Below are 26,098 nucleotides of genomic sequence, written 5' to 3'. Positions count from 1 at the left end.
ACCCCCTCTCATGTACATCACCTCACCAGCGGTCACGGCTCCGCGGTTCGACACCCCGCCCCGGCGGTCGCGGACACAACGCCGGCACCGCACCGCCCCACCAGCCACCCCGTTCGTCGGGACAGTGCTTGCCGCGCTGATGGTTTCCGGTTCCTTCGGCGCCACCCTCCTGGTCGACAGCTCGGCCGTAGCCTACGAACAGGGCGGTGTCGACCAGGGCGAGACCGACGATGGATTCGAGCAGGGTGGGGTCGGCGGTGGTGGCGACGACGCAACCCCACCGGTCGCACCTCCGCAGCAGACTGCGCCGAGCTACAACTACAACCCCGGTCCGGGCGCAATTCCGGCACCGCCCCGGGAAGCGCCGTATCGGCCCTACGCCGATCCGCAGGCGTACAACCAGCCCAACTACGACACCGTCTACAACCCGGCGCCGCCGCGGGCCTACACCTTGCCCCGCCCGGTCGCGCCGGTCCGCCCGATTGCCCCGCCCCCGAAGACGTTGCGCGTGGGCAACTTCCTCGTCGAGGAAGACCAGCTCAAGCGCGATGCTCCCTGGCTGACCGACCGTCAGCGGGTCTCGATCAACGAGTGGTCGGCCTATGGCGAAGCGAAGATCGCCCAGGGCCTCATCTCGGTCGGCGTTCCCGAGGACGAAGCGTCCCGCCAGGCCGCGGCCACCATCATCGGCGTCGCACTTGGCGGCACCGCAGGTGCGGTCGCCCTCGGCGTGCCCGCCGCAGTGACCGGCGGTGTGGGTGGTGCGCTGATCGGTACCGGCGTGGGAGCCGTCATCGGGTCGACCATGGTGGTGCCCTTCCCCGGCGCGCACACCGGAACGGGCGCAGCGATCGGCGCCGCAGCCGGTGCGGCGATCGGCGCCGCGGCCCTGGGTATTCCCGCGGCGATCGTCGGCGGGGTGGCCGGCGGAACCGCCGGTGGACTCCTCGCGCACGCCCTGGGCGCCGGAGATCCGGGTGCGAACCCGCGTCAACCGGGACTGCCCGGCCAGCCGGACCCGAACCGCCGCGCACCTGCACCGCCGCGTCCGAAACCGGCTCCGCTGCCTAACCCTGGCGCGAACCAGTTCGAGGTGCATCTGCCCGCAGACCAGGCGACCAAGGCCGGTCTGCCGGCGGTTCACTACCAGGTCAATGTCGGTGGAGATGTCAACGCCGAGACCACCATTGGTGGCCAGACCTACACCGCGAACTGGACCGCGGAGCAGGCCGAAGCCCCCTACACGGCCCTCGGCGGTGCCGCCGATCAGGTGAAGAAGACCGTCACCGACGCCGCGGTCGACCTCTCCCGGCAAGCAGAGAAGGCCATTCCCGGCCTGAAGGTCACCTTGCCCCAACTCGCACCGAAGGGAGTGTAGGCGCACATGTCACCTAAAGCGTTGCCCGGCAGCGGGTCACGGTGTACCGCGCCCACCGACGGTGATACACACACTCTCCGTACAACTACCGATCAGATCGCTTGCCTGTACCCAGAGCTGATGAATCTGCGCCTGGCCGCCACGAGGGTGCACACGTCGCCAACGCTGCACTGCGTCCCAGATCGCCGTTTGCCACCGGCGAGCGACCACGCCGCCAATGGATGGTTGGAGGCGATGCGGTGATGTCGGCCGCGAGTGTGGGCTCTGCCGCGGTCCGGTCGCCGATCGTCGGGGCAGTTCGGGGTGCGTCGATTCTGCCGCCGAGCGCATCGGAGATGTTGGGGCGGCGCACGACCCGGTTACCGGCGCATCTGGTGGCGGCCGTGGGCTGCCACGGCGGTGCTGGTGTGTCCACGCTCGCGGCCCAACTCGAGCATGTCGGCGATTCCGGCCAGTTGTGGCCCGGGCGGGCCGATGAGCCGCCGTTTGCGGTACTCGTTGCGCGGGAATCGGCGCGCGGCCTGGCCACAGCGTCGCTGGCCGCGCGCCAGTACGCGACGAACAATGCGCCAGCACACGTGCAGCTGCTGGGTTTGGTGCTGGTAGCCGGGCGGAAGGGAAAGCCGACCGCCCGGCTCCGCCGCGATCGGGAATTGCTCGTCGGGTCCGGGCTCTTCGCGAACGTATGGCACGTCGCCTGGCACGACTTCCTCATCGACACCCCGCTCAACGAGTTGCCCTCGACCGGCCCCGACCCGGCCCCAGCGGCGCGACGCACCGATCCGCGCACCGTCGTCGCCCCTGACATCGCCGCCGTCGGCCAGGGCCTGCGCGACGCCGCAATCGCGGCGATATCAGGCGACGCCGGCACAACCCCATAACGGCACAACTCCACAACCTCCACCCTCACGAGAAGGAAGAGATCATGCTCCAGTCCACGCTGGCCTCGGCCAAAGCCACCACCACCTACGTGGCGTTCAACCCCATCCCGATTCCCGGTTTGTCGGACCGGCTCAACACATTCGGCGGGTGGGTCACCTTCCTGGCCTACTTCGCCACCGCCGTGGCGATCGTCGTCGGCGGCGGCTTCATCGCCTTCGACAAGATCACCGACCGCGGTGACAACAAGGGCGTGAAGATCGCGATCGGCGCGATCGTCGGGACGATGGTGATCGCGGCCAGCGCCACGATCATCCAGGCCGCGGGCGGGCAGTGAGCCGTGCGGACCGAAAGCTACAGCGATGAACACCACCATGACAGTGGCGTACGCGAAACTGCCCGCCGAGGTGATGAACAACATCACCCTGATCGGCGGCTGGTTCGTGTTCGTAGCCAACATGCTCGCACTCGTGCATCTGGTCTTTCTGGGCGCCTCGATCGCGTTCGACAAGGTGCGCGATCATCCACTCGCACAGATCACCGCGGGGGAGTGGTTCACCAAGATCATCTTCGGAGTGTGGGTAGTAGCGATCGCCGGCAACCTCGCCGCGGCGGTGCTGGTCTTCGGCTGATCGCTGCCCTCGTTGCCGCCTACGCACTGGCCGGGTTGCTGACCGGCTGCGGATCAGACCCCGACACCGCCACACCGTCGACGCCGCAACAGATTCCGTTGACGACGCCACCCACCGAGCTGCGATGGGTGGAGTTCAACGGCATGCGCATTCCCCAAGCCGCCGAAGGACCCACCGAGTTGACCGATGCCGTCGCTCCGGAAGGGTTCGACCGCACACCGCCGGGAGCTGGGCTGGCCGCGGTCAATGCCATCGTGCGTCTCTCGGTAGCGCTCGATGACCAGTGGCCGCAGGTGGTCCGTGAACTCATCGCACCGGGACAAGCACGAGATGACTTCATCACCAACCGCATTCAGCTGTCGACCACATCGGGTGTACCAGCTGGTCAGGCCCCGCAGGTGCAGGGCTGGAAACTGACCGCGTTCACCCCCGACAAGACGTCCGTCGACATCTACACCCGCATGCCGGACGGCTCAATAACGGTCAACCACACCACGGTCGTGTGGGCACCCGCGTTCGGTGATTGGCGGCTGCTGCTGCCCGACGCCGCGGCGGGCGCCTCACCAGTGGACGCGATCACCGCCACGCCGACCGACATGGTCGCACTGACAGGAGCCTAACCCCATGAGCACCCCCGACCCTCGCGACGACCTCGGCCGCCTCGCAGCGCTGCACTCACTGCGCCAGTCCGGCGGCTACAAAGGCACCACCCTGGTGCTGTCGCTGCTGGTGCTGAGCATCATCATCGGCGCGGCCGTGCTGGTCGCCATCCGCGGCGACGATGACGATACGCCGGCTCCGCCACAGGTCACCGCCACGGACACACCGACGTCGGGTACGCCGCAAACCCCGGTCACCCGGCTGCCCGACGACGCGTTCGGGGTGCCCACCACCGACACCCGCGGCCGCCGGGTGGAAACCCCGACCAACCCGCTCGGCCAGGTTCTCCCGCAGACCACCGATCCCTCCGACACCGATGAGCCTGAGGCTGCGCTCCCACCGCCGCGTGGGTTGATGTGGCAGCGCGTATATGGCGCGACGATACCGTTCTCCACCTCCGATGGTCCGACCGCGATCAGCGCCGACGGGGTGCCCACCGGGTTTGCCCACACCCCGCAGGGTGCGGCGCTGGCGGCCTGGCAAATCGGCCAGCGGGCCACCTGGGCGCCCGATGACCAGAACGCCGCCCTGCTCGATCGTGCCGCGGTGGTCTCCGCGGCCGCCGAACCCGAAGCCGACAACCTGCGCACCAACGGTGCACAGATCTATGCCGGCAATCCGGGGCTACCCGCGCAGATGCGGGATGTGCCGGTGGCAGTGCGCATCACCACCTACTCATCCGATTTCGCCCATGTCGAGTTCGCGCAGCCGTTGACTCGCGACGACGGCTTCACCGCCATCTCCGTCGGCGTCGACATGGTCTGGCGCGACGGCCAGTGGAAGTGGGTGGTCCCCGAACCCGGCAACGATCCCAGCCGGTTGCTGATCTCGACCACTGGCGATGGGTGGACCCCATGGTGAACCATCCCAACAACTCTCACCGTCGCCGCACCCGCCGCCATGCGCGTCTGCGCGCTGCCCTGACCGGTCGACGGACCCACGCCCTGGTCGTGGTCGCGCTGATCGTTGCGACAGTGTCGTCGTGGGTGGGGGTCGGTAAGGCGGCAGCGAACCCGTTGTGTGACGTGGCAGGCTCGTTGAGCCGCGCCCTTTGCGGCGCCGCGGGCAACGCCGCCAGCAATGTGGCCGGCAGTGTGGTCGGCGGGACGTTCGAGAAGATCGTCAACTCGCTCCTGGAGGGCTACCAGACGATCCTGACGTGGGCGTTGGCGTGGTGGATCAAGCTGCCGAACCCGCAGTTGGACAACAGTTCCTCCCTCATGCAGGAAGTGCACGATCACACCCTGCAAATTCAGATCGTGGGCCTGACGTTCTCGCTGATGTTCTTCGGCCTGCGGATGATGATCGACCGTAAACGCTCCATGGCCGATGACGCCGAGGAGGGCTTCAAACTGATCTTCCGCTCGGCGATGGCCACCGCCGCGATTCCGCTGGCACTGACCGTCGGCGGGCAGATCGCCGACGGCATCTCCAATTGGCTGGTCAGCGAATCAGTGACCGCAGGCGGCGGCAACGGCGACGTCATCAAGAACTTCCTCAAACTCAACCTGCTGACCAACTCTGCACTAGGCACCACCGCCATCGGCATCTTCGCCCTCGTCGGATTCCTCGGCGCCTTTTTGCAGTTGGCGTTGCTGGTGGTGCGCGAGGCGATGCTGCTGCTGGTCGTCGCCGCACTCCCGGTGGCCGCGGCATTCTCCGGCACCGGCCCCGGGTCACAGAGCTACCAGCGGCTCGTCGCCTGGTCGGTGGCGTTCCTGCTGTTCAAACCCGTCGGCGCGCTGACCTACTTCGTGGCGTTTCGCGCCGGAGCCTCCAAAGACAACGCCCAACAGGTCGTGCTCGGCATGGTGCTGATGATGTTGTGCGCGTTCGTGTTACCCGCACTGATGCGCCTGATTGCCCCTGCTGTGGCGAGCATGGGTGGCGGCGGCTCGGGTGCCGCGGCAGCCGGTGCGGCCATCGGTGCCGGCGTCGCGGCGGGCAAGGTCGCGGCCATGGCTGCCTCGGGCGGGGCGACCGCCGGGGCCAGCGGCGGTGCGGGCGCGGGCGCGGGCGGCATGTCCTCGATCGCCGGTCGCGGCGGCGGTGGACCCTCGGGCGGTATCTCGACGGCGTCGGCACCCTCACCACCACCGCCATCGGGCGGTGGCGGACCCGGCGCCCAACCCGCCCTCTCCGGCGGCCAGGGCGGGCAGGCCAGCTCCGGCGGCGGTGGCGGCGGTCCCACCTCCGGGCTGGGCGACGCGATGGGATCGGCCGGCGGGCTCGCCGGGGCAGCCATGCAAACCGTCGCCGACAGCGTCGAATCCGAAGTCGAATCCACCAGCTCCGACCCGTCACTGAGTAGTCCGCCGCCGATGCGCTCGGGTTGGAACGAACACGCCATGGCGCACTAACCGCCGCCCACTCCATCCCTCTGACTGTCGAAAGAGGTTGTCATGACAGACAAAGCGAGCACCCGCCGACTGCTGTACCGCCCGGCCGCGGCGTTCCGGTCCTCCGGCGCGTTCGGGTTCACCATGTTCTCGACGATGGTGCTGCTGGTGTTCATGTTCGTCGCCGTTGTGGGCCTGATGCTGCCGCTGCCCGGTGTGATCAAGTTCTTCGGGCTGCCGTTCACGCTGGCAGTGCTGTTTGTGCCCCTGGTGGTGTCGCTGCGGGGCCGCTCAGCCTGGGAGCTGGGCATGGGTGCACGCTCGGTGTCGAAGGCCCGCCGTGCCGGTGAAACTCTGCTGCGGTCCGGGCCGTTCACGATGATCCCCGACGGCACCCCACTACCGGGGCCGCTGGCCACGGCCGAGACGTTCAACTTCTCACCCGGCGACGGGTCGGCACCGTTCGGTCTGATCAAGTTGTCGTCGAAGAACTTCTACACCCTGGTACTGCGGACCTGGCCCCAGGGCGGAGAGTGGAATGACCAGCCCGTGCGCGACCGGTGGGTCGCCCGCCTCGGCGACATGCTCACCTTCCTCGGCCAATCACCGGACTTCGTGGCCGCGACGATCACCATGGAGACGCTGCCCGAGTCGGGGATGCGGGCCTCGACAATCGTGCGGTCCCGGCTCAAGGACACAGCACCGGCGCTGGCCCGCAAGATCATCATCGAAGCCACCGAAGCGGTACCGACCGCCGAAGTGCGCCTGGAAGCCCGGATCGGATTGACCTGGCGTGCAGACACCATGCACCGCAAACGCGACGCCACCGACATGGGCAACGAGTTGGCGCGCCGTCTCGGACGGATTCGGGACTACTGCCACGCCGCCGGTCTGCGGGTGCGGCCGATGCTCGAACGCGAAATCTGCGCGATCGCCCGCCGCAGTTTCTCCCCGGCCGACGAGCTCGACCTCGAGATCGGTCTGATGAGCGGTGAACCGATGCGCCTGCGGTGGGAAGACTGCGGACCGACCTCGGCCTCAGACCAGCACGGCCGCCTGCTTCACGATGCGGCGCAGTCGATGTCGTGGACGATGCGCAACGAACCCGAGGCGCCGTTCGATTCCAACGTGCTCGCTGATCTGCTGTCCCCGCACAGCGACGTGCCCCGCAAACGAGTCACCTTCGTCTACCAGCCCTACACCCCGGCCCAAGCCACCACCATCGTCAACAAAGACCACAACGATGCCCGCCAGGCCGTGCGCACCCACGTCGGCAAACTGCCCGAACGCGCACTGGTGCGCCTGGACAGCGCCGAAGGCGCCCGCCAGGAACAGGCCCGCGGTGCGGGCGTGACCCGGGTGTCGATGGTCGTGACCGCCACCTGCCCGATCGGCGCCGATACCCAGAAGATCGACACCCTCGTCACCGATCTGGGCCTCTCAGCGGCCACCCCACTCGAACCGGCCCGCGACGAACAACTCGTCACCTTCTGCGCCGGACTGGGTTTCGGCGTCGTGCTCTCCGAAGAGAGCACCGTCTCCGACAAGCTCGCCGCCTAACCAGGACAGAAAGGACCACCCCGCCAATGCCGACGCTCCCGGCCCTGACCTCGCTGCTCCAGCGCTCACGCGCCCGCCTGTCCACCTCGGCGACGACGCTGCCCCAAATCAACACCGTCCTGTCGATCACCGAGCACCGCTCGGCCGGCGGTCACGACTACGGCCTGATCCGGGCACACGCCACCGGCCACTACACGGTGATCCTCGCCGCGACCGGCGCGACACTGCGCGACTGGCAACAGCTGTGCGACTTCACCCGCATCGACTTCGGTGCCGACGCCTGGGATGTCGTCGCGGTCACCGCCGTCGCCGATACCTTCCCGCGCACCGACAACGCCCACCGGCAGTGGATGGACACAGATCACCACTACCGCCTCGACGTCGCCGACCTCGCCACCGACACCTATCTCGCGGTGACCTTCGTCGCGGCCACCTCAGCAATGAAGACCACCCCCGACGAAATGGCAGTGGAAGTGGGCCGGCGCCTGCACACCCTGATCGGGTCCCTGCACGCCGCCGGGCTGCCCACCACACCGCTCACCGCAGCACAGGTCGCCGCGGTCGGAGTGCGGGCCTACCGCGGCGGCCTGCCCGACGACCCAGCGCCCGCGTTCGCCGACATCGCACCGGACTCCACACCACACCGGGTGCGCGATGTGTTCTGCCACAACGACCTGGTCTCGGCAACATGGGTGATCGCCCCACACGTGCTCGAACCGCCACACGCGATGGGTCCGGTACTGGCCCAGCTCCTCGAGCGGGACCCAACCACCCCACGCACCCGGCTGGCCATCACCTGGCGAGCCACTCGGATCGCCGAGACCATCCACCCCGATGACCCGATCCGGGCGACCTTTCAGCCCACCCTGCAGCGTTTCGGCGCCACGCTGACGATCACCGAGCCGCGCCCTCGTACCCCGTCGGTGGACTCCGTGCGCGACCGATTGCCACTGTTCGCCCGCCTCGGCGTGCGCAACGGCTACGACCGCCACGCCGAACTGTTCGCCGCCGGCATCGGACTCGGGGTGCTGCTGCCCGAACACGGCGACATCACCGACGAAGCCCTGCGCCACCGCCACCGCTAACCGATTGCGAGACGCCCCACCATGACCGTCACCGACCTCCGCACAGCCACCACCGCCGCCACTGACGGCGACACCGCGCCCTCGACGTTGCGCCTGGATGCCGGTGCCGCCTCGGCCACCCGGCCGAGCACCAAAGAACGCTCGGCCAAGCCGACCACGTTCTACGACGACGACACCCGTGAGGACCTGCTCGACACCGCTCGCAGCGGTGGAGTCACCGGCTACCTCGCCCGACAGAAACTCGGCAACGATGCCCGCCGACGGGAAAGCCACGAAGCCGCCATTGCCCGGCCGATCCAGTTCGACGTGCCCGCCCTGATCCGCACCAACCGGGGCTTCGACGGGCGTGGCGGCGGCCGCGTCGCCCACGTGCGCCGCCCCAACGAACTGCGCGGCACCACCGCGCACGTGCCGGGGTTCTACCCGTTTCCCATCGGCGCCTCAGCCCCCCTGGACGGCGCGCCCGTCGGCTCGCACCTCGACACCGGACAACCCGTCGGGTTCGACCAGATCGGCTGGTTCGAAGCCGGACAGATCACCGCACCCTCAGCGATGGTGTTCGGCCTCAACGGATTCGGCAAAAGCACGCTGAACCGGCGCATCGTCTGCCACGACCTGGCGACCGGGGTCCGCCCGCTCATCATGGGCGATCACCGCCCCGACTTCGTCAACATGATGCGCCAGATGGTCCTGCACGACGACAACGGCCGGGTGCAGTACCGCGAGGACGGCATCACCCCGGTCACCCCGCAGGTCACCAGCGTCGGATTCGACTCGCCGATGAATCCGCTGGCCGTGGGCACCTTCGGCAACCTCATCGCCCGACTGCCCGCCGCGGCCCGCCAGCTCGCCGAACGCGAAATGCGGGCACGCCAAGTCACCGCCGCCACCGGCCTGCTCGAGATCAGCTCCGGACGTCCCATCGCTCCGCACGAGGAGACCCTGCTCACCACCGCCCTGCGGGTGCTCTACGGCACGGCCAACGAGTTCACCCTGACCAATGCGCCCCTGCCCGGCGATGTGCTCACCCTGCTGCGCCAGGTCCCGCAAACTCTCATCGACGCCACCGCCCGCGACGCCGACACCAATCCCGAACTGCGCCGCGCCCACCAGGACCTCCTCGATGCCTCCGGCGCCCTGGGGCGTCGACCCCACGACGCGATCGCCGTCGACCGCTACCTGCTGCTGACCGAGAACCTGCGCCAGTCGCTCGACCAGCTGGTGTCGGGGCAGTTCGGCGAGATCTTCAACGCCCCCACCAAAGAGCCCATCGACATCGACGCCCTCGGGGTGTGCGTGGACATGTCCCGGCTGCCGGCCAACGCCCGCAAGCTGCGCGCCGCGGTACTCCTGGCGTGCTGGTCGGACGGATTCTCCGCCGTCGAAGCCTCGCATCTGCTCTCCGATCACGGCCTGCAAGAGCCCCGCAACTACGACCTGGTGTGCGACGAGTTCTCGCTGGTACTCGGTGTCGGCAACGGCATCGTGTGGCGCGTCGACGAAGTGACCCGCGTCCAGCGCGAACAGGGCACCGGCAGCCTGTTCACCACCCACACCGTCAAGGACCTCCAAGCGTTCGACTCGATGGAAGATCGCCAGCGCGCCATGGGCTTCCTCGACCGCGCCCGGGTCAAGGTGTGCTTCCCGCTACCCGAGGACGAAGCCTCGCTGATGGAGGGCAAGGTCAACCTCAACGAGAAAGAAGCCGCCACCCTCGCCGAGTGGGCCACCACCCCCCGCGGCATCGACGACCCGGTCGTCTCCGAGATCAACGAAGCGGACTGGGCCGACGGGGTCCGCGCGACCGGCACCGAAACCAACACCGTCCCCCCGGGTATGGGCAAGTTCTTGATCAAAGAGGGTGAGCAGCCCGGTATCCCGGTGCAGATGCGGTTGACCGCCACCGAGCGCGCCACCGAGATGCACAACACCAACAAGCGCTTCGCCCGCGGCCGCGGCGCCAAGTCCGGATCCGCGGCATGAGCACCGACAGCGACCCGGGGGTGGCCACCCCGCTCGACCCGCTACCCAGCGCCTGGGAACAGGTGCAGGACTGGGTGGTCGAACCCAACCCGCGCCGCACCGCCCACCCCGAGGAAGTCCGGCGGTTGGCGGTGCGCGCCGTCGCCGAGCTGCTCGCCCGCACCTCGCTGTCGCTGACCGCCGCAGCCGCCGACGTCGCCGGCAACATCGGCGCCGGCACCAACAGCGTCATGCGGTGGTGCCGGGCGGCCGGGGTCGGCCGCGACGTCACCGCCCGCGACCGCGAATGGGCCACCCGCCTCGACGTCATGCGCTCGATGAACAAGGCGCTGACCGAACACGTCCGCGACCTCGACCGCGACACCACCGACTACCGGGACCTGCCTCGTGGGTGAGGGCAACGCCTCCAAACTGCTGGTGCCGCTGCTGGCACTGGTCGTGGGGTTCTTCGCCTCGTGCACCCTCATCATCTCCGTCGCCGGCGACGACGACTCCTGCCTGCCGCTGACCGGCGGTGTCGACCAACCCGCCGACGCCACCCTCTCACCCGGCGCCAAGGTCAAGCCGATGAAAGTCAAGGACTTTCAGATCACCTCCGGCTACGGTCCGCGCGACGGCGCGATGCACGAAGGTATCGACCTCGCCGGGGCGATCGGCGCGCCGATCTACGCTGCCGCCGACGGCACCGTCACCGCCGCCGGGAGCGCCTCGGGATTCGGGCACTGGATCGTGCTCACCCACAACATCAACGGACACGTGTGGTCCACGGTCTACGGGCACATGTTCGCCGACGGCGTGCTGGTCAAAGCCGGTCAGAAAGTCACCGCCGGACAACACATCGCCAAGCTCGGCAACGACGGCCAATCCACCGGCCCGCACCTGCATTTCGAGGTGTGGGATGGCGGGCACCGCGACTTCACCGGCGGCCACTCAGTCGACCCGGCCGGGTGGGTGTCCACCAGCCCCGAACCCGGCGCCGCCCCCGCCGGGCGAGCGCCCGCCCAACCGGGCGGACCGCGGGTGCTCACCGCACCCCGAGTGATCCCCGCCGCCGACGTCGTCACCGCCGCCGACTGGGATGCGGTGGCCAAGCACGAATCCGGCGGCAACTGGAAGATCAACACCGGCAACGGCTACTACGGCGGATTGCAGTTCGCGGCGTCGACCTGGACCGGCGCCGGCGGCGGCCAGTACGCGCCGACCGCCGACAAAGCCACCCGCGAACAGCAGATGGAGGTCGCCAACCGCGTCCTGGGGTCCCAAGGCTGGGGCGCCTGGCCGACCACCTCCAAAACCGCCGGGGTCACCGGCAAGAAACCCGCACCCGCAGGCACGTTCCTCAACGCCGCCGCGGTGCCGCCACCGGCAGGCGCCCCCAGCGGCCCGCCCGCACCGTCCGGGCCGTCGGGTCCGCTGCCGCCGCTGCCCAAGTCCAAGGGCTCCGAAGCGCACTTCCAGGTCGACACCATCCGCCTCGCCCGCGCGATCGCCGCCAAGTTCCCCCAAATCCAGACCATCGGCGGCTGGCGCGCCGACGGCGGCGGCTACAACGACCACCCATCCGGCCGCGCCGTCGACGTCATGATCCCCAACTACACCTCCGCCCAAGGGATCGCGCTCGGCAACGCCGTCAACAAATACATCCTCGACAACAAGAAGCACTTCAAGCTCGAGTACACGATCTGGCGCCAGACCTACTACCCGGCCGTCGGCAAGTCCAACGTCATGAACGACCGCGGCGACCCCACCCAGAACCACTTCGACCACGTCCACGCCACCGTCGAAGGCCACGGCATGCCCCGCGGCAATGAGGTCTACACCGCACCCGGGATCACCGGCGGCATCAGCGCCGACGAGAGCGCCGACTGCGGCCCAGTCGAAGACCAGCACGGCGGGGGAGTCGACAACCTCGCCGCCGGACGCGTCCCACCAGCCTACGAGCCATGGTTCCGCAAAGCCGGGGTGCTCTGTCCGCAGATCAGCTCGGCATTCCTCGGCGGAATCGGCAAGCAAGAGACCGGGTTCAACGCCTCCCTGGTGTCCCCGGCAGGAGCGAAAGGCCCGATGCAGTTCATGGACTACACCTACCCGTCCTGGGCCAAAGACGACGACGGCAACGGCCGCGCCTCGGCCACCGACATCGGTGACGCCGTCATGGCCGCCGGCCGGTTCTCGTGCGCCAACGCCAAACAGATCGACGCCGCGATCGCCGCCGGGCGAGTGAAAGAACCCGCCGAGGGCCGCGAAATCCTCTACGCCTACGCCTACAACGCCGGAGTCGGCGCGGTGCTCAACGCCGGCGGAACACCCACCGGCGGCGACTACGACACCCAGACCCGCCCGTACGGCCAGAAAGTCATCGCCTACGCCAAACAGTTCGCCGATCAAGGACTTCCGGAGAAGAACCGATGAACCACCACCGCCACCACCACCTCCTGGTCGTCTTCGCAATCGTGCTGATCGCCGCACTGGCCGGATGCTCCGGCAGCGACGACACCACCGAACCCGCACACGACCATGACCACGGCGAGCACTACAGCAGCCCGCCCGGCCTGCCCGAGCGCGCCGAACCGATCGGGGTGTTCACCACCACCGTCACCACCATGTTCAGCTGGCAACCCGCCACCGACACCTCACCCACCGATGCGCTGCGCCGCACCCGCGCCACCCTCACCGGCCAGGCACTGGACTCCGCCAACAGCCCCGCCACAGTGCGGCCCAGCGCCCAGTGGGGCGCATGGAAACAGTCCCTCGACGTCATCACCGCCCGCGTCGACAACGCCTCAGCGGTGCTGATCTCACCGGACAAGGCCAGCGCGCGCGGCACCGTCATCCAGACCGTGCTCGGCATCGACGCCACGGTGACCTCGTTCCGGAAATTCACTGTCACCGCCGATCTCGTCCGCGTCGACGGCCAGTGGAAGGTCGCCACCTACCCCCGCGCCGACACCTGACCCACCTACCGACCCATCACCCCTCGAAGGAAGGCACACCATGCTCGACCCACAGAGCGTCCCTCAGGACAACAGCCGCGAAGTCGACGACATCTTCGACGAGGTCCGCTCGATCATGCGCCGATCCCGCCGCCACGCCGACGAAGTGTTGCGTCAGGTCCGCAGCCAGCAGCACCGCCGACGCACTCAGCAGACCCGCGCTCAGCAGCGCCTGAACACCGCGCGCGCCACCGGCGCCCGCCAGCCCCGCTACACCGACACCAGCGCCGAACGCCACCCGCTGACACCGGATCTGATGGCCCGCTGGGCCGGAGCGCACGCCGCGGCCGACCTGGCCCGTGAGGCCGCCGCCGAGGCCGCCCGCGACGGTGACACCGCCCGGCAAGCCCAGACCAATGCCACCGCGCAGCGCGCCGAGCAATGGGCGCACGCCTGGGATGAGCGGCTACGTGAGGCCGGCGTCGACCCCGACACCATCTCCGGTCGCGACCGCGACCAGGACCTCAGCGAGGTCGCCGACACCGATCTGCTCGACCAGGTGTCGACCGCGGCCGCGAACTATGCCATCGACGTCGACGACGCTGCGTCAGCGGGCGGGCACCGCTCGACCAGCGAGCTCATCGCCGACACCGAACCCGCCCCCGAAGCCGCGTTGATCGCCGCCGGTGACAGCGACTGGCAGATCACCCCGGCCCCCGACGTCGGCGCCAGCGTCTCCCTCGACACCGGAGCCCAGCTGTGAGCACCACCCATCGCCGCGACCGCGGCCAACACGAATCCATGGTCGGCTACTACCTCGCCGCAGCCCTGTTCGCGCTGCTGGCGATCGTCTACGTGTGCTGGCGGGCGGGTTGCTGGCTCACCGGTCAGCCCGGCCCAGTGCTGATCAACCCGGCCACCGCCGCCGTCGACGGCACATTCCAGTGGCCGGTGGCCTCCACCGTGCTCCTGGTGGTCACGGTCATCGCCACCGCCGTGGTGACCGTCATCGTGGGACGTCACCGCACCGCCACCGCCGTGCTGCGCGAATTCGACCAGGTCGCCCAGTTTCTTCCCCGTCCCCGGGAACTGCACGCCATCACCGCCCGCGACGCCAAACACTCCGCGCAGCGCCTGCGCGGCCGCGACGCCATCACCGGACACCTCGACTACGGGCTCGCGCTGGGATCGCTGATCGGATCAGGCACGTCCGCGCTCTACATGAGCTGGGAATGGGTCGGACTCATCATCGGCGGACCCCGATGCGGCAAGACCACCGGCTACGCCATCCCCATGATCTGCCAGGCACCCGGCGCCGTGTTCGCCACCTCGAACAAGCCCGACATCTACGACGCCACCCGCTGGGTCCGTGACCGCAACGACCTCGACACCGCTCCCGCCGCCAAGGCCGCCACCCGACAAGGGCTGCGCGCACTGTGGGCCTACCGCACCCAACGGCGCAAACCGCCACGCACCCGCGGCACCATCTGGCTCTCCGACCTCCAGCACATCGCCGGCACCCAAGGCCAGCAGTGGTGGTGGGACCCGCTGTGGTGCGTGCACGAACTCTCCGACGCCCGCGAGCTCGCCGCGATCTTCGCCGGAGCCGAAACCGCCGAAGGATCACGCCTCGACGCCTACTTCGACGGCGGAGCCAAAGAACTACTGGCCCTGCACATCCTGGCTGCATCGGTCGGTGGAGGAGACCTCAAACACGTCGACGGCTGGCTCACCGACCCCAAACTCAAAGTCGCCCGCCAGGTCTTGACCCGCCACGGCCACCACGACGCCGCAGCCAAGATCGACACCGCCGCCAACCTCAACCCCCGCCAGCAAGACGGCCTCTACGACATGGCGCGACGGTTCATCAACGTCATGACCGTGCCCGCCTACGCCCGATCAGTCCTCCCACCCCAACGGGTCCGGTTCGACGGCGACAACACAGTCGGCAGCAACGACATCCGCCACGACCTGCCTAAGTTCGATCCGCAAGCGTTCGTCACCTCCACCGACACCATGTACGCCCTGTCGATGGAAGGTGCCGGCGCGGCCACCGCACTGACCACCGCCCTCGCCGACACCATCTTCAAAGCCGCCGTCGCCCAAGCCCGACGCAACGGCGGACGGCTGCCGGTGCCGGTCGTGGCAGTGCTCGACGAGGCCGCCAACGTGTGCAAACTGCCCGAACTGCCCGACTGGTACTCCCACTTCGGCAGCCAGGGCATCGTCATCGTCACCATGCTGCAATCGCTGGCCCAGGCCGCGAAAGTGTGGTCCAAAGACAAACTCGACATGCTCGTCGACTCCTCGAACGTCTACATCTACGCCGGCTCATCGAACAACGAGTCCTACCTGTCCGGCCTGAGCCGCATGATCGGCCAACGCGACGTCCGCCGCCGCAGCCGCTCACACTCCAGCTCAGGTCTCGGATCAACCAGCACCAGCGAATCCTGGTCCAGCGAACCCATTCTCGGCATCGACGACCTCAAAGCACTACCCGCCGAACGAGCAGTGCTGGCGACCTCCGGCAACCGCACCGTCGTCACCACCAAGAACTCCTACTGGCTCGGCCCCTACGCCGAACTGATCGACGCCTCCAAGAAGGCCTGCGGGGCAGAACGCGCAGCCCAGCAGGCCGCACTGTCCGCCACACCCCAACCCGCCGCCCTCCGCGAAAGGACTTCCCGATGACCACCCCCGACACCGACAGCCCCGACGACGACCCCCGCGCGCACTGGCGATTCACCTCCGGCTCCGACTGGTTCACCAACTGGCTCAGCCACATCAAAGCCGGACGCTTCGACCGCGACACCCGCTGGTGCCCGCAATGGTGGCGCCACGACGAAGTCGTCATCCGCCTCGAGGAGCTGTGGAAGGCGTGGGAGACCGCCCGCCTGAGCGAAGACCCCGCCGCACTGTCGTCGTGGTGGACCGCCCACCTCGACACCCACTGGCGGACGCTCACCGCCGAAAACGGGCCGCTCTACCTGTGCACACCCGACAAACACACCACCACCGAGACGCTGGCCGATCAATCCACCCCACCCCCACCGGGATGGTTCGACCCGCCCGCCGACATCAACGCCGCATAACCCTGAGGGACAGCCCATGCCACCACCGCCACTGATTCATTGGGCACTCGTCGGCTGCGTCGTCCTGCTGGTGATCCTCGCTATCACCAGCGCAGTCGTCGTCACCAGAGCCGTCCTCCACCAACGCCGCCAACCATCCGAGCGCCAACCCCACGATCCTGGCCAGCTCGATACACCCCAAGGAGACCAGCCATGATCGCCATCCCCCTCGCGTCGTTTCCTGGACCGTCAATGGGACCCGGCTGGCAGCCCTACCGGCGGTCGGTGTCGTCGACATTTGCTGCCAACATGGGCATCTCGGCCGTCATCGTCGGTCTTGTCCTCGCGATTCGCGACCTCTGGACCTCCGACGACGGTGGCGAACAGGTGTGGTCGTGGCTGCACACACTTGCCGAGGACCGCGGACGATTCGTGAGCACCGGAGCCACAGTCATCGCCGTCATAGGGATCATCGCCCTCACATTCGTGACCGTCCGACTCGCCGGCGCCGCGATGCCCCACCGTGGCCTCATGAAGCGGAGCGTGAACTACGAGAACTCCGACACCGTCGACGCTGTGGCCCGCTACCACGCAGCTCAGACAGTGGTGTTGCACGCCTTCGGAGCACAGGTGAGCGAGATCAGACTGAGCAGCACCATCGTCAACTCCACACTCCATGCCGGAGGCACCTTCGCCCTCTGGCGTGCTCTCCTGCAAGAGCCGGCCACTAACACCGAAAAGAACTGGGCGACACTGGTGGCCACAATCGCAGCGTCCTACCACTACCGCGGCGCCCTCGGTGACCCACAGATGGCCGAGTGGACCGATGACGAGCTATCACGGCTTCACCAGGTGGCGCTTCGCCTGTTGGTGAGCAACGACCGCCCCGCCGACTACACCGGAGAGTGGAGCATCGACGGCATCCTCGCCGCAGCGAGCCGACGAGCGGCCGAACTACTGGCCGATCACAGCGTGGAAGTTGCAGCCCTGGCTCAGGCCACGGCAGCGAACTTCCTCCATGTCATCCCGAAACCCCTGTATGCAACGGAAATTCGCACCTGCCTGTCCGATCCGGTCACCGTACTCTCCGACCCCAGGTATGCCATCCCCCGTGGCCGGTCGGGCATCGACACCGGATTCGCGGCCGCCATGGTCTCGATTCTGGGTTGTGCTGCGGCAGTGGTCGGTATCGGTCTCGACGTTTTCGGTCCGACCGTGACCGGCATCTCTGCTGTCGTGGTCGGTGGACTGATCCTTATGCTTCGAGTCGACGGCCGCGACCTCAGCCGCCGCATCGACTACGAGCTGAACCGCACTCGCCAACGCCGCATCCAGCGCCACGAATCCATGCAGGACCCTGCGGCGGGCAGTGTCGACGACTGCCGGGACGGTCAGGCACTCGGCGAGCCGATCGAGTCCGACTATCACCTGCGGGGTGAATGACTGATGGCGACAGAGGTTGTAGGCGGCCGGTATCGGTATCGCTTTGTCGGCCAGGGCGACCGCGTGGAACCGCCATGAGATGTCTCAGGCCCTGACAGGTGCTGGACACACCTGCCAGGGCACTGATCGGCCAGAGATCCAGCCTCTGACCAGTGAGAACAATAACCACCCCCGCGAGGGCCGGCGTTGGCCGGGCCGGGCGGACCTCACTTGGTAGGAGCTCCGACGTATGGCGCGTAACGCCACCCCTGACGACAACACCCCCAATCTGTTCGATCTGCTCAACGACACCCACCCATCCGGGCAGCGGATGTCGGCACCGCAGAGCACTATGGATACCCACAACGAGGAGGACACCGATGTTTCACGATCTGCGCGCGACACTGACCGAGCGGTACGCCCAGGAACTGACGCAGATGGACCGCATGGAGTTCGAGGACTTCGTGACCGCGGAAGCGACGCGGCTGGAGGCCGAGATCGCTCAGACGCAGTCACAGACCGAGCTGGCGACGATCGCGGCGTGGAAAGCCGACCACGAGGGCAACGACCCGGACGTGCCGACGACGCAGCGGCTGTACCAGCAGGCCCGGTACTCCGCGGAGGAGACGGTGCTGGCGACGTTGTGGGAGGGACATCGCAGCCCCGAGGACGACGACCAGCCGACCGAACCGAACCCGGACACGATGACCGGGATGCAGCGGTGGCTGACGCCGTCGGCGATCGAAGCGACCCGCGAGACCGAACAACTGACCGAGCAGGTGTGGCCGGATCAGACGCCGCGGTTCCAGGTGTACGCCGAGCAACTGCTGCAAGCACGCCTGACCGACGGGCTGGCGGTGCCCAACGGGCCGGAGCATCCGCTGGTTCCGGAGCTGAGCGCGATAGTGGACGCAGCGCTGGCCGATCGGGCTCGCGACGCCGCCGAGCGCGCGCAGAGGTAGTCGACGACGGCCAGGGACTGCTGTTTGAGTCCCTGGACGATTTGCGGATCCCAACTGACCCGGCCGTCGTCGACCCGGGCGGGACACCGCTGCCACCGAAGGCCGACGACGCGCTGCCGCAGGTCCCGCAGTCCGAGACCGGGCTGCCACTGACGGCGTGGGCGAGCACCCGGGTCACCCCGGCGCGACGCCCGGACGGCTCGGTGGTCTACATCAAGGCCGACCATGTGGTGGCCGGGCTCGAACCCGACCCCACCCCCGACGCAGAGGCACCGGAGCCGGCGAGCGCTGCGGCCGTCGACGAGGCCACCACCTCGCCCGCGGCTGCTGAGGTTGGGCCTGCGACTGAGGTGGGGCCTGCGACCCGGTTCATCCATCCGGGGACGGTGCTGGTGCCATCGGGGGCCAAGTCCCGCGCCCGCGCCAACATCGCCGCACTCGAGGTCCTCACCGACACGACCCGCACCGGACGCCCGGCGACCGCGGCCGAGCACGAGATTCTGGCGCGGTGGTCGGGCTGGGGTGCCGCGGCCGACATCTTCGACGAGTCCAAGTCGGAGTGGGCGCCCGAGCGCGAGCAGCTACGCGCCCTGCTGGATTCCGAGCAGTGGCGCCAAGCGAAGGCCTCCACCCTCAACGCCCACTACACCGATCCCGCGATCGCCCAAGCGATGTGGTCGGCAATGACCCGCGCCGGGTTCGACGACGGGCTGGTGCTCGAACCCGGTTGCGGCAGCGGCACGTTCATCGGCATGGCGCCGCCCGGCGCGCAGATGGTGGGCGTGGAGCTCGACCCGACGACCGCCCAGATCGCCCATCTGCTCTACCCCGACGCCCAAGTGCGGTTGGAGGGCTTCGAGACCACCCGGGTGCCCGAGGGCTCGTTCGCCGCGGTGATCGGCAATGTGCCCTTCGGCGGGTTCACGGTGCACGACCCGATCCACAATCCGGCCCGCCACCGCATCCACAACCACTTCCTGCTCAAGTCGCTCAACCTCACCGCCCCCGGCGGATACGTCATGGCGATCACGACCGCCGGCACGCTGGACGCGGCCTCGGACAAAGCCCGCCGAGACATGCACGCCGTCGCCGACCTCGTCGGCGCGGTGCGGTTGCCGTCGACGGCGTTCGAACGGGTCGCCGGTACCCAGGTCGTCACCGACGTCCTGGTGTTCCGCCGCCGCGAACCCGACGCCGCCGCGCCTGCGGACGCCGAGTGGCTGCATTCCGACCTCGTCGACCTCCCGGACCGGACCGGCGAGACCACCGAGATCGGCGTGAACCGCTACTTCACCACCCACCCGGAGCATGTGCTGGGCACGATGCGTGTCGATCGCGGCCTCTACCGCGACGGAATGCTCGTCGTGGCCGCCGAACCCGGCGGCGATGTCGCCGCCGACCTCGGCGACCGGCTGACCGGCATCGTCGACGCCGCGCTGCAACGCGGCGACGGGCTGTTCCTCGCCGACGACACCGCCACGGCCGGAATGGAGTTCACCGCCGGCGCCCTCGACACCGACGCCCTCTATGGCGAAGACATACCGATCGGGCACGTCAGCTACGACGAGACCACCGGGGTGTTCTCGCGGCGTGGGATCGGCGGCGATGAGCCGATGAAGGTGCCCGCCACCCGCGCCACCGAGACCCGGCATCTGCTGCGGCTGCGGGACCTGTTCGCGGCCACGATCGCCGCTCAGCGCACCCAGAGCAGCCGCGCCGAGCGGGATGCGCTGCGCGCGGACCTCAACGAGGTCTACGACGCCTACCTGAACACCTACGGCCCGGTGAACCGGGCGAAGCTGGTGGGCGGCAAGGAACGCACCGCCGAGCAGGCCTCCAAGAAGTTCACCGAACTCGAAGCCAAGTGGCGTAACGCCCACCGTGACGCCGACGGCGCCGCCTATCCCGGCCCGCTGCCTGAGGATGTGGCGGCCGACCTCGAGGAGAAGGCGTGGCAGGTCAGCGCACCCTCGCGACGCCAAACCCATCTCGAGGCGGTCCGTGCCGATCCTGGAATGGCCGGCGTGCTGGCGTTGGAACGCTACGACGACGAGACCGGCACCGTCAGCAAGACCGCGGTGTTCTCCCGCGATGTCGTCGTCGCGCCGGTACCGGTGTCACGCGCGGATACCCCGGCCGAAGCCGTCGCGATCAGCCTCGGTGAACGCGGCCGGGTCGATCTCGACCGTGTCGCCGAACTCCTCGACCAACCCACCACCCAAGCGCGCGAGTCGATCCGCGGCCTGGTCTACGCCGACCCGGACATGCCCGAGGACCTGGTCCCCGCGGCGACCGCGCTATCGGGCAACGTGCGCGCCAAACACGCCCGCGCCGCCGAAGCCGCCCGCACCGATCCCGGAAAACGGGACTGGGCGGAGCTAACACAAGCACTGGCACAGGTGATTCCGGCCGATAAGCAGCCCTCCCAGATCGGGTCGGTCAAACTCGGACCGACCTGGATCGAGCCACGCGACTACGAGGCGTTCGTGCGCGAGACGTTCGGCGCCGACAGCGTGCAGGTGTCGCGCGCGGCGGGTACGTGGTTGGTCGAAGTCCCACCGTTTGAACGCAATAGCGCGCTGATGCGCACTGAGTACGGCGCCGACAATGCCGATAGAAAGAACAAGGCGCTCGATGCGGTCGCCCTCACCGAGATGCTGCTCAACCAGCGGTCGATCGTGGTCAAAAACTCCAAGGCAGCGCAGGAGGAGGGGGCGCCGGAGGTGGATGCCCAGGCCACCATCCTCGCCCAGGTCCAGGCTGAGAAGATCACCACCGAGTTCCGGTCGTGGCTGTGGTCGGATGATGAGCGCCGCGACCGCCTGGTCGCCAAATGGAATCGCCGCTTCAACACCTGGGTCCGGCCCGAGCACGACGGGTCACGGCTGGCGCTGCCCGGTCTGTCCCCGGTGTTCGAGCCGCACCCCTACCAACGCGATGCGGTGGCGCGGATTCTCGCCGAGCCGACGGTGCTGCTCGATCACGTGGTCGGTGCCGGCAAGACCGGCACGATGTTCATGTCGGCGATGGAGCTTAAACGCCGCGGCTTGGTCAATCAGCCGTGGATCGTGGTGCCCACCCACCTCATCGAGCAGTTCGGCCGGGAAGTGAAGATGTGGTATCCCGCGGCCAACGTGCTCGTGGGGCGCAAAGGGATGTCGCCTGAGGACCGCCGCGTGTTCGCCGCGCAGACCGCGACCAGCGACTGGGACATGGTCATCATCCCGGCGTCGGTGTTCGCAGCGATCCGGGTCCACCCGCAGCGACGCGCTGACTACATCGCCGGTCAGGTCGCCGACCTCGACGCCGCGCTGTCCGCGGACGCAGGCGAGATGACCCAGGCAACGGTCAAGAAGATCGAACGCGCGAAGAAGGAGCTCGAGGACCGCCTCGCCACCGCGACCGAGCAGGCCACCAAGGACCATGGGGTGTTGTTCGAAGACACCGGCGCGGACTATCTGTTCGTCGACGAGGCCCACGAGTACAAGAACAAGGGCCGCCAGTGCGCGATCGACTCGTTGTCGCTGACCGGGTCGAACAAGGCCGAGGACCTGTCGTTGAAGCTGGACTACCTGCGCGAACGTCGCCAGCACCAGGCGGCCGCGGCCGGGCGGGTCATCACCCCAGGCGCAGAGCGGGTCGCCACTTTCGCCACCGGCACCCCGATCGCCAACTCGCTCGCCGAGTCGTGGGTGATGCAGCAATACCTACGCCCCGATGTGCTCGAAGCGGCCGGGGTCCGCTCGATCACCGACTGGGCGGCGTCGTTCACCGCGACCCGCTCGGAAACGATCCCCAACGCCACCGGCACCAAACTGCGGGTGGTCTCCAAGGTGTCGGCGTTCGCCAACCCCAAGGAAATGTTCGCCATGGCCGCCCAGTACACCGATGTCGTTGTCCGTGAACAGGTCCCGGCCAATCTACCGACCCATGACGGGCGGCAAATCGTCACCAGCACACCCGGTCAGGAGCGACAGGACTTCATTGCCGATCTGGACTATCGGGCCGACCATCTCGACCCGCGACGCGCCGACATCGACAACGTGCTCAAGATCCTCAACGACGGCCGCAACGTCGCTTTGGACCCGGTGCTGGCCAACCTCGAACCGGATCCGGGAAACACCCGCGCCGATGCAGTCGCCGAACAGGTCGCTCGCATCTACCACGCCACCGCCGACAACGAGTACCTCACCGAGGAAGGGGAGCGGTCCCCGATCCGCGGGGCGTTGCAGCTGGTGTTCTGCGACCGCGGCACCCCGCGACCCGACGGGCCGTCGGTGTACTCCAACCTCAAAAACCTTCTCGTCGAGCAGTACAACGTGCCCGCGGAGAAGATCGCGTTCATCCATGACGCGAAATCGCCGTCGCAGAAACTGGCGTTGCAGGCCGACTGCCGAGCCGGTCGGATCGCGGTGCTGGTCGGGTCGACCTCGAAGATGGGTACCGGCATGAACGTCCAGGGGCGCCTGATCGGTCTGCACCACATGGACGTGCCGTGGCGGCCCGCCGATCTCGAGCAGCGCGAAGGGCGGATCATCCGGCAGGGCAATCAGAATCCTCGGATCGAGATTCTGAACTACGTCACCGCCGGCACCACCGACACCGTCATGTGGTCGAAAGTCGAATCCAAGGCTGCGTTCATCGAGCAGGCCAAACGCGGGCAGCTCGACGACGTCGTCGAGGTCGACGACATCGCCGATGACTCACTGTCTGAGGCCGCTGCGGCGACCAAAGCCGCCGCGACCGGCGACGAGCGGTTCCTCGAAATGGCCACCCTGGAAGACGAGGTGAAGAGCCTGTCCGCACTGGCCAGCGCGCACGCCGACTCCCGCTCACACGCCCGCCGGGTCGTGTCCTCCGCCGACCACGCCATCCCACGCTTGGAAGCCAGCATCGACAAACTCGACGCTCTGCTGGTCGGGCATCAGGAGTGGATCGATGCCGGTAAGCAGTTCGTGGTCACCGGGGACAGGTCCCGGGCTCAGCGCCCGGAGCGGTCCGAGGCGCTGTTGTCGCGGGTCACCGCGGTCTATCACGAGCTCAAAGGTGCCGGCATGAAGCAGTCCATGCCGATCGCGTCGATACCGTCGGGACTCCAGGCGCACGCCTCACGCGAGTTCGCCCAGGACAAGATCCACGTGTGGCTCGATTGCCCTGGGCGGCCGGGGTTCACTCTCGACGCATCCCAGGTGTTCACCACCGCCGAGCGGCGCACCGCGACCGCGTCCGGGCTCGCCACCCGCCTGGAGAACCTGTACGCCGGGCTCGACGACACCCGCGCCCAAATGGAAGCTGGCATCGCCAGCTACCGACGAGAAGTCGAGGTCAACGCCCCACGCATCGACGCACCGTTCACCCGGGCCGATGAGTTGCAGACCAAACAGGTCCGGCTACGGCAACTACGCATGGAGATCGAACAGGCCCAACAATCCGAAGAAGCCGTCGCCGCCCGCCAAGCCGCCGAAGAACGGATGCGCAACGCCGGTCGCCAACCCGGCTGGAGTCTGGAACTCAACCCGACACCGGTCATGGTCGAAGAAGCCGGACTCGACCATGCCGATGACTACGTCGCCGCGATGAAACGCAGTCACCAACACCAAGCAGAGCTGTACCAAGCCGAGAAAGACACCACGACAGCAGAACCGGGGATCGGAACACTACTCGCCGACACCCGACCCCCACCAGAAGCAGAACGCACAGAGAACCCCGGATCGCAGCCCCCGCCACCCGACCCACTCGATAACGGGCCACAGCCCCAACGCGACCCGGACCTGGACCTGTGAGTACAGCAGTGACGTTCACCGCGCTCCGACGGAGGCGATGGCGGGTGCGAGCTCGCTGTCGCACCCCGGATGCGGTTCTCGGCCCGGCCGCCGAGCAGGCCGCCTCGGACCTGACTCGACAAGGGGCAACCGCTCACAAGAACCCGCCACGTCAAGATCACCTGGCCCCCAGGAGCACAAGCCCACCCCGCGGGGGTGACCCACCGGACAGGCGTGGCTCGCCACGCGCGACCAGCGTCGCCCGGCCACGCCTGTCCCGGGTTCGTGATAGAAGCGAACCGCCAAACCCGCGCACCCATCACCAGCAACCAATACCGAACAGGACGTGACTTCATGCCTTTGCCAACAGCTCGACTCTCCACCGCCGTCAAGACCATCGTCGCCGGACTTCTCATCACCGCAGGCCTCGCCACTGGTCTCGGCCTCGGAAGTGGGCAAGCGCAAGCGAAGATCGACGACGGCCGATACAAGTACCAGCTGGTCATGTACGGCGTCATCCCCTACCCGGAATCCAACGCCCGAGTGATCGGCAACCGTCTCTTCCAAGACATCTACGGCGTCGGGCCGTGGAATGCCACCAACAGCCACATCACCCAGACCCGCAACGGCGGCATCGTCTCGATCGCCGGTGACCCAGTCGCGCACTGGTACTCCCGCATCGAACTACGAAAGACACCACACGGCTACAAAGGTGTCTTGTTCGCCGGCGGCGTCCCCACCGGCGACGTCTATCTACGTAAGGTCCGCTGACCACACAAAGGGCGCGCAGGAATTGCCTGTGCGACCCTTTGTCGTTCGGCGCGATCGGGCGGACCGGCACTGTCGGGCGGGCGGTGGTGCTGGCCAGTCCTCCGGCACAGCATCGCCGTGATGAAACGCTCCCACCAACACCAAGCAGAGCGGCAGAGCCTACTATTCGCGATAACAAAGGTCGTGGTTATGAAAGGGAACACGCGATGGTGACGAGGTCGGGGATGCGCACCGCGTTGGCGGGCGCGGCGCTCAGTCTCGCGGTAGCGGCGGGCGGGGTGGCGCTGGCCAGTCCACCGGCACAGGCGGCGCGAATCGTCGAGACGTCGCAGCCGGGGGTGGTGGTGATCGAACTCAACCACGCCGACACCGTGGCCGCCGCCCATCTCGGCGCCGGCCGGGTCATCAACGCCCTACTGGGCAACGACTACTGGGGCGTCATCCTCGAAACCGACTCCCGCTATCGCGCCAGGGCGTACTACCGTCCGGACAAGGCCGCCAGTTGGAATGATGTGACCGGTCACCAGGTCATCTCCGAGGCCGCCGCCCACCCAGGCGGGCGGGTTGTGATCGCGGTCTATGTTGACCGAACCAAGAGTCTGAACGGGCATCCACTGTGGGTGCAGCAGGTGTGGTGACCGACGTGAAAAAGAGGGAGCAG

At 68.1% G+C, this 26,098-nt stretch carries 22 protein-coding genes; 21 read left to right on the top strand and 1 reads right to left on the bottom strand.

Going from position 1 to position 26,098, the window contains the following annotated elements; all coding sequences use genetic code 11:
* Positions 1-10: 10 nt before the first annotated feature.
* From GR168_RS23665 to GR168_RS23650, 4 genes are all read left to right on the top strand, one after another.
* On the top strand, positions 11-1,378 hold the full coding sequence (locus GR168_RS23665; protein ID WP_159372099.1) for a hypothetical protein: 1,368 nt from the start codon (positions 11-13) through the stop codon (positions 1,376-1,378).
* Positions 1,379-1,620: 242 nt separating this feature from the next.
* The gene (locus GR168_RS23660; protein WP_159372098.1) at positions 1,621-2,259 is read left to right on the top strand and encodes a hypothetical protein; all 639 of its coding nucleotides are present in this window, start codon (positions 1,621-1,623) and stop codon (positions 2,257-2,259) included.
* Positions 2,260-2,303: 44 nt separating this feature from the next.
* Positions 2,304-2,594, top strand: a complete 291-nt coding sequence (locus GR168_RS23655; RefSeq protein WP_068971309.1) for a hypothetical protein — start codon at positions 2,304-2,306, stop codon at positions 2,592-2,594.
* A gap of 25 nt (positions 2,595-2,619) precedes the next feature.
* Entirely contained in the window at positions 2,620-2,889 is a 270-nt protein-coding gene (locus GR168_RS23650; RefSeq protein ID WP_068971308.1) for a hypothetical protein, read from the top strand.
* Positions 2,890-2,908: 19 nt separating this feature from the next.
* On the opposite strand, the gene GR168_RS24200 is transcribed toward GR168_RS23650, so the two are convergent.
* Entirely contained in the window at positions 2,909-3,034 is a 126-nt protein-coding gene (locus GR168_RS24200) for a hypothetical protein (protein WP_275406241.1), read from the bottom strand.
* On the opposite strand from GR168_RS24200, the gene GR168_RS23645 reads away from it, so the two are divergent.
* The 17 genes from GR168_RS23645 to GR168_RS23565 all read left to right on the top strand — a co-directional run bounded on the left by GR168_RS23645 (position 3,033) and on the right by GR168_RS23565 (position 26,075).
* On the top strand, positions 3,033-3,509 hold the full coding sequence (locus GR168_RS23645; RefSeq protein WP_159372097.1) for a hypothetical protein: 477 nt from the start codon (positions 3,033-3,035) through the stop codon (positions 3,507-3,509). The two genes, GR168_RS24200 and GR168_RS23645, sit on opposite strands and share 2 nt — an antisense overlap.
* Before the next feature lie 4 nt (positions 3,510-3,513).
* Positions 3,514-4,410 (top strand): hypothetical protein, encoded by an 897-nt coding sequence (locus GR168_RS23640; protein ID WP_159372096.1) that lies wholly within the window; start codon positions 3,514-3,516, stop codon positions 4,408-4,410.
* Positions 4,404-5,909: a hypothetical protein gene (locus GR168_RS23635; protein ID WP_159372095.1), complete on the top strand. Its 1,506-nt coding sequence runs from the start codon at positions 4,404-4,406 to the stop codon at positions 5,907-5,909. Before GR168_RS23640 ends, GR168_RS23635 begins: the two co-directional genes overlap by 7 nt.
* 42 nt (positions 5,910-5,951) lie before the next feature.
* Entirely contained in the window at positions 5,952-7,448 is a 1,497-nt protein-coding gene (locus GR168_RS23630; protein WP_159372094.1) for an SCO6880 family protein, read from the top strand.
* A 26-nt stretch (positions 7,449-7,474) separates the two neighbouring features.
* The gene (locus GR168_RS23625; protein ID WP_159372093.1) at positions 7,475-8,533 is read left to right on the top strand and encodes a hypothetical protein; all 1,059 of its coding nucleotides are present in this window, start codon (positions 7,475-7,477) and stop codon (positions 8,531-8,533) included.
* Between the two features lie 21 nt (positions 8,534-8,554).
* Entirely contained in the window at positions 8,555-10,516 is a 1,962-nt protein-coding gene (locus GR168_RS23620; protein ID WP_159372092.1) for a hypothetical protein, read from the top strand.
* Positions 10,513-10,911 (top strand): hypothetical protein, encoded by a 399-nt coding sequence (locus tag GR168_RS23615; protein ID WP_159372091.1) that lies wholly within the window; start codon positions 10,513-10,515, stop codon positions 10,909-10,911. Before GR168_RS23620 ends, GR168_RS23615 begins: the two co-directional genes overlap by 4 nt.
* Positions 10,904-12,928: a transglycosylase family protein gene (locus GR168_RS24195; RefSeq protein ID WP_159372090.1), complete on the top strand. Its 2,025-nt coding sequence runs from the start codon at positions 10,904-10,906 to the stop codon at positions 12,926-12,928. Before GR168_RS23615 ends, GR168_RS24195 begins: the two co-directional genes overlap by 8 nt.
* Positions 12,925-13,470: a hypothetical protein gene (locus GR168_RS23605; RefSeq protein WP_159372089.1), complete on the top strand. Its 546-nt coding sequence runs from the start codon at positions 12,925-12,927 to the stop codon at positions 13,468-13,470. The genes GR168_RS24195 and GR168_RS23605 overlap by 4 nt, the downstream gene beginning before the upstream one ends.
* A gap of 40 nt (positions 13,471-13,510) precedes the next feature.
* Positions 13,511-14,212 carry a hypothetical protein gene (locus GR168_RS23600; protein ID WP_159372088.1) on the top strand — a complete coding sequence of 234 codons (702 nt, stop codon included), beginning with the start codon at positions 13,511-13,513 and terminating at the stop codon, positions 14,210-14,212.
* Positions 14,209-16,140, top strand: coding sequence for a TraM recognition domain-containing protein (locus tag GR168_RS23595; protein ID WP_159372087.1), 1,932 nt, complete (start codon positions 14,209-14,211; stop codon positions 16,138-16,140). The genes GR168_RS23600 and GR168_RS23595 overlap by 4 nt, the downstream gene beginning before the upstream one ends.
* On the top strand, positions 16,137-16,541 hold the full coding sequence (locus tag GR168_RS23590) for a DUF4913 domain-containing protein (RefSeq protein WP_159372086.1): 405 nt from the start codon (positions 16,137-16,139) through the stop codon (positions 16,539-16,541). The genes GR168_RS23595 and GR168_RS23590 overlap by 4 nt, the downstream gene beginning before the upstream one ends.
* A gap of 192 nt (positions 16,542-16,733) precedes the next feature.
* Positions 16,734-17,963 carry a hypothetical protein gene (locus tag GR168_RS23585; protein ID WP_159372085.1) on the top strand — a complete coding sequence of 410 codons (1,230 nt, stop codon included), beginning with the start codon at positions 16,734-16,736 and terminating at the stop codon, positions 17,961-17,963.
* 359 nt (positions 17,964-18,322) lie between these two features.
* Positions 18,323-18,904 carry a hypothetical protein gene (locus tag GR168_RS23580; RefSeq protein WP_159372084.1) on the top strand — a complete coding sequence of 194 codons (582 nt, stop codon included), beginning with the start codon at positions 18,323-18,325 and terminating at the stop codon, positions 18,902-18,904.
* 41 nt (positions 18,905-18,945) lie between these two features.
* Positions 18,946-24,687 (top strand): DEAD/DEAH box helicase family protein, encoded by a 5,742-nt coding sequence (locus tag GR168_RS23575; protein ID WP_238995127.1) that lies wholly within the window; start codon positions 18,946-18,948, stop codon positions 24,685-24,687.
* Between the two features lie 333 nt (positions 24,688-25,020).
* Complete coding sequence (locus GR168_RS23570; protein WP_159372083.1) at positions 25,021-25,437, top strand: hypothetical protein; 417 nt, start codon at positions 25,021-25,023, stop codon at positions 25,435-25,437.
* A 224-nt stretch (positions 25,438-25,661) separates the two neighbouring features.
* On the top strand, positions 25,662-26,075 hold the full coding sequence (locus GR168_RS23565) for a hypothetical protein (RefSeq protein ID WP_159372082.1): 414 nt from the start codon (positions 25,662-25,664) through the stop codon (positions 26,073-26,075).
* The last annotated feature ends 23 nt before the right edge of the window (positions 26,076-26,098 follow it).

It is taken from the genome of Gordonia sp. JH63, assembly GCF_009856645.1.
Lineage (GTDB): Bacteria > Actinomycetota > Actinomycetes > Mycobacteriales > Mycobacteriaceae > Gordonia > Gordonia hongkongensis.
This window is presented reverse-complemented; position numbering and strand designations above follow the sequence as displayed.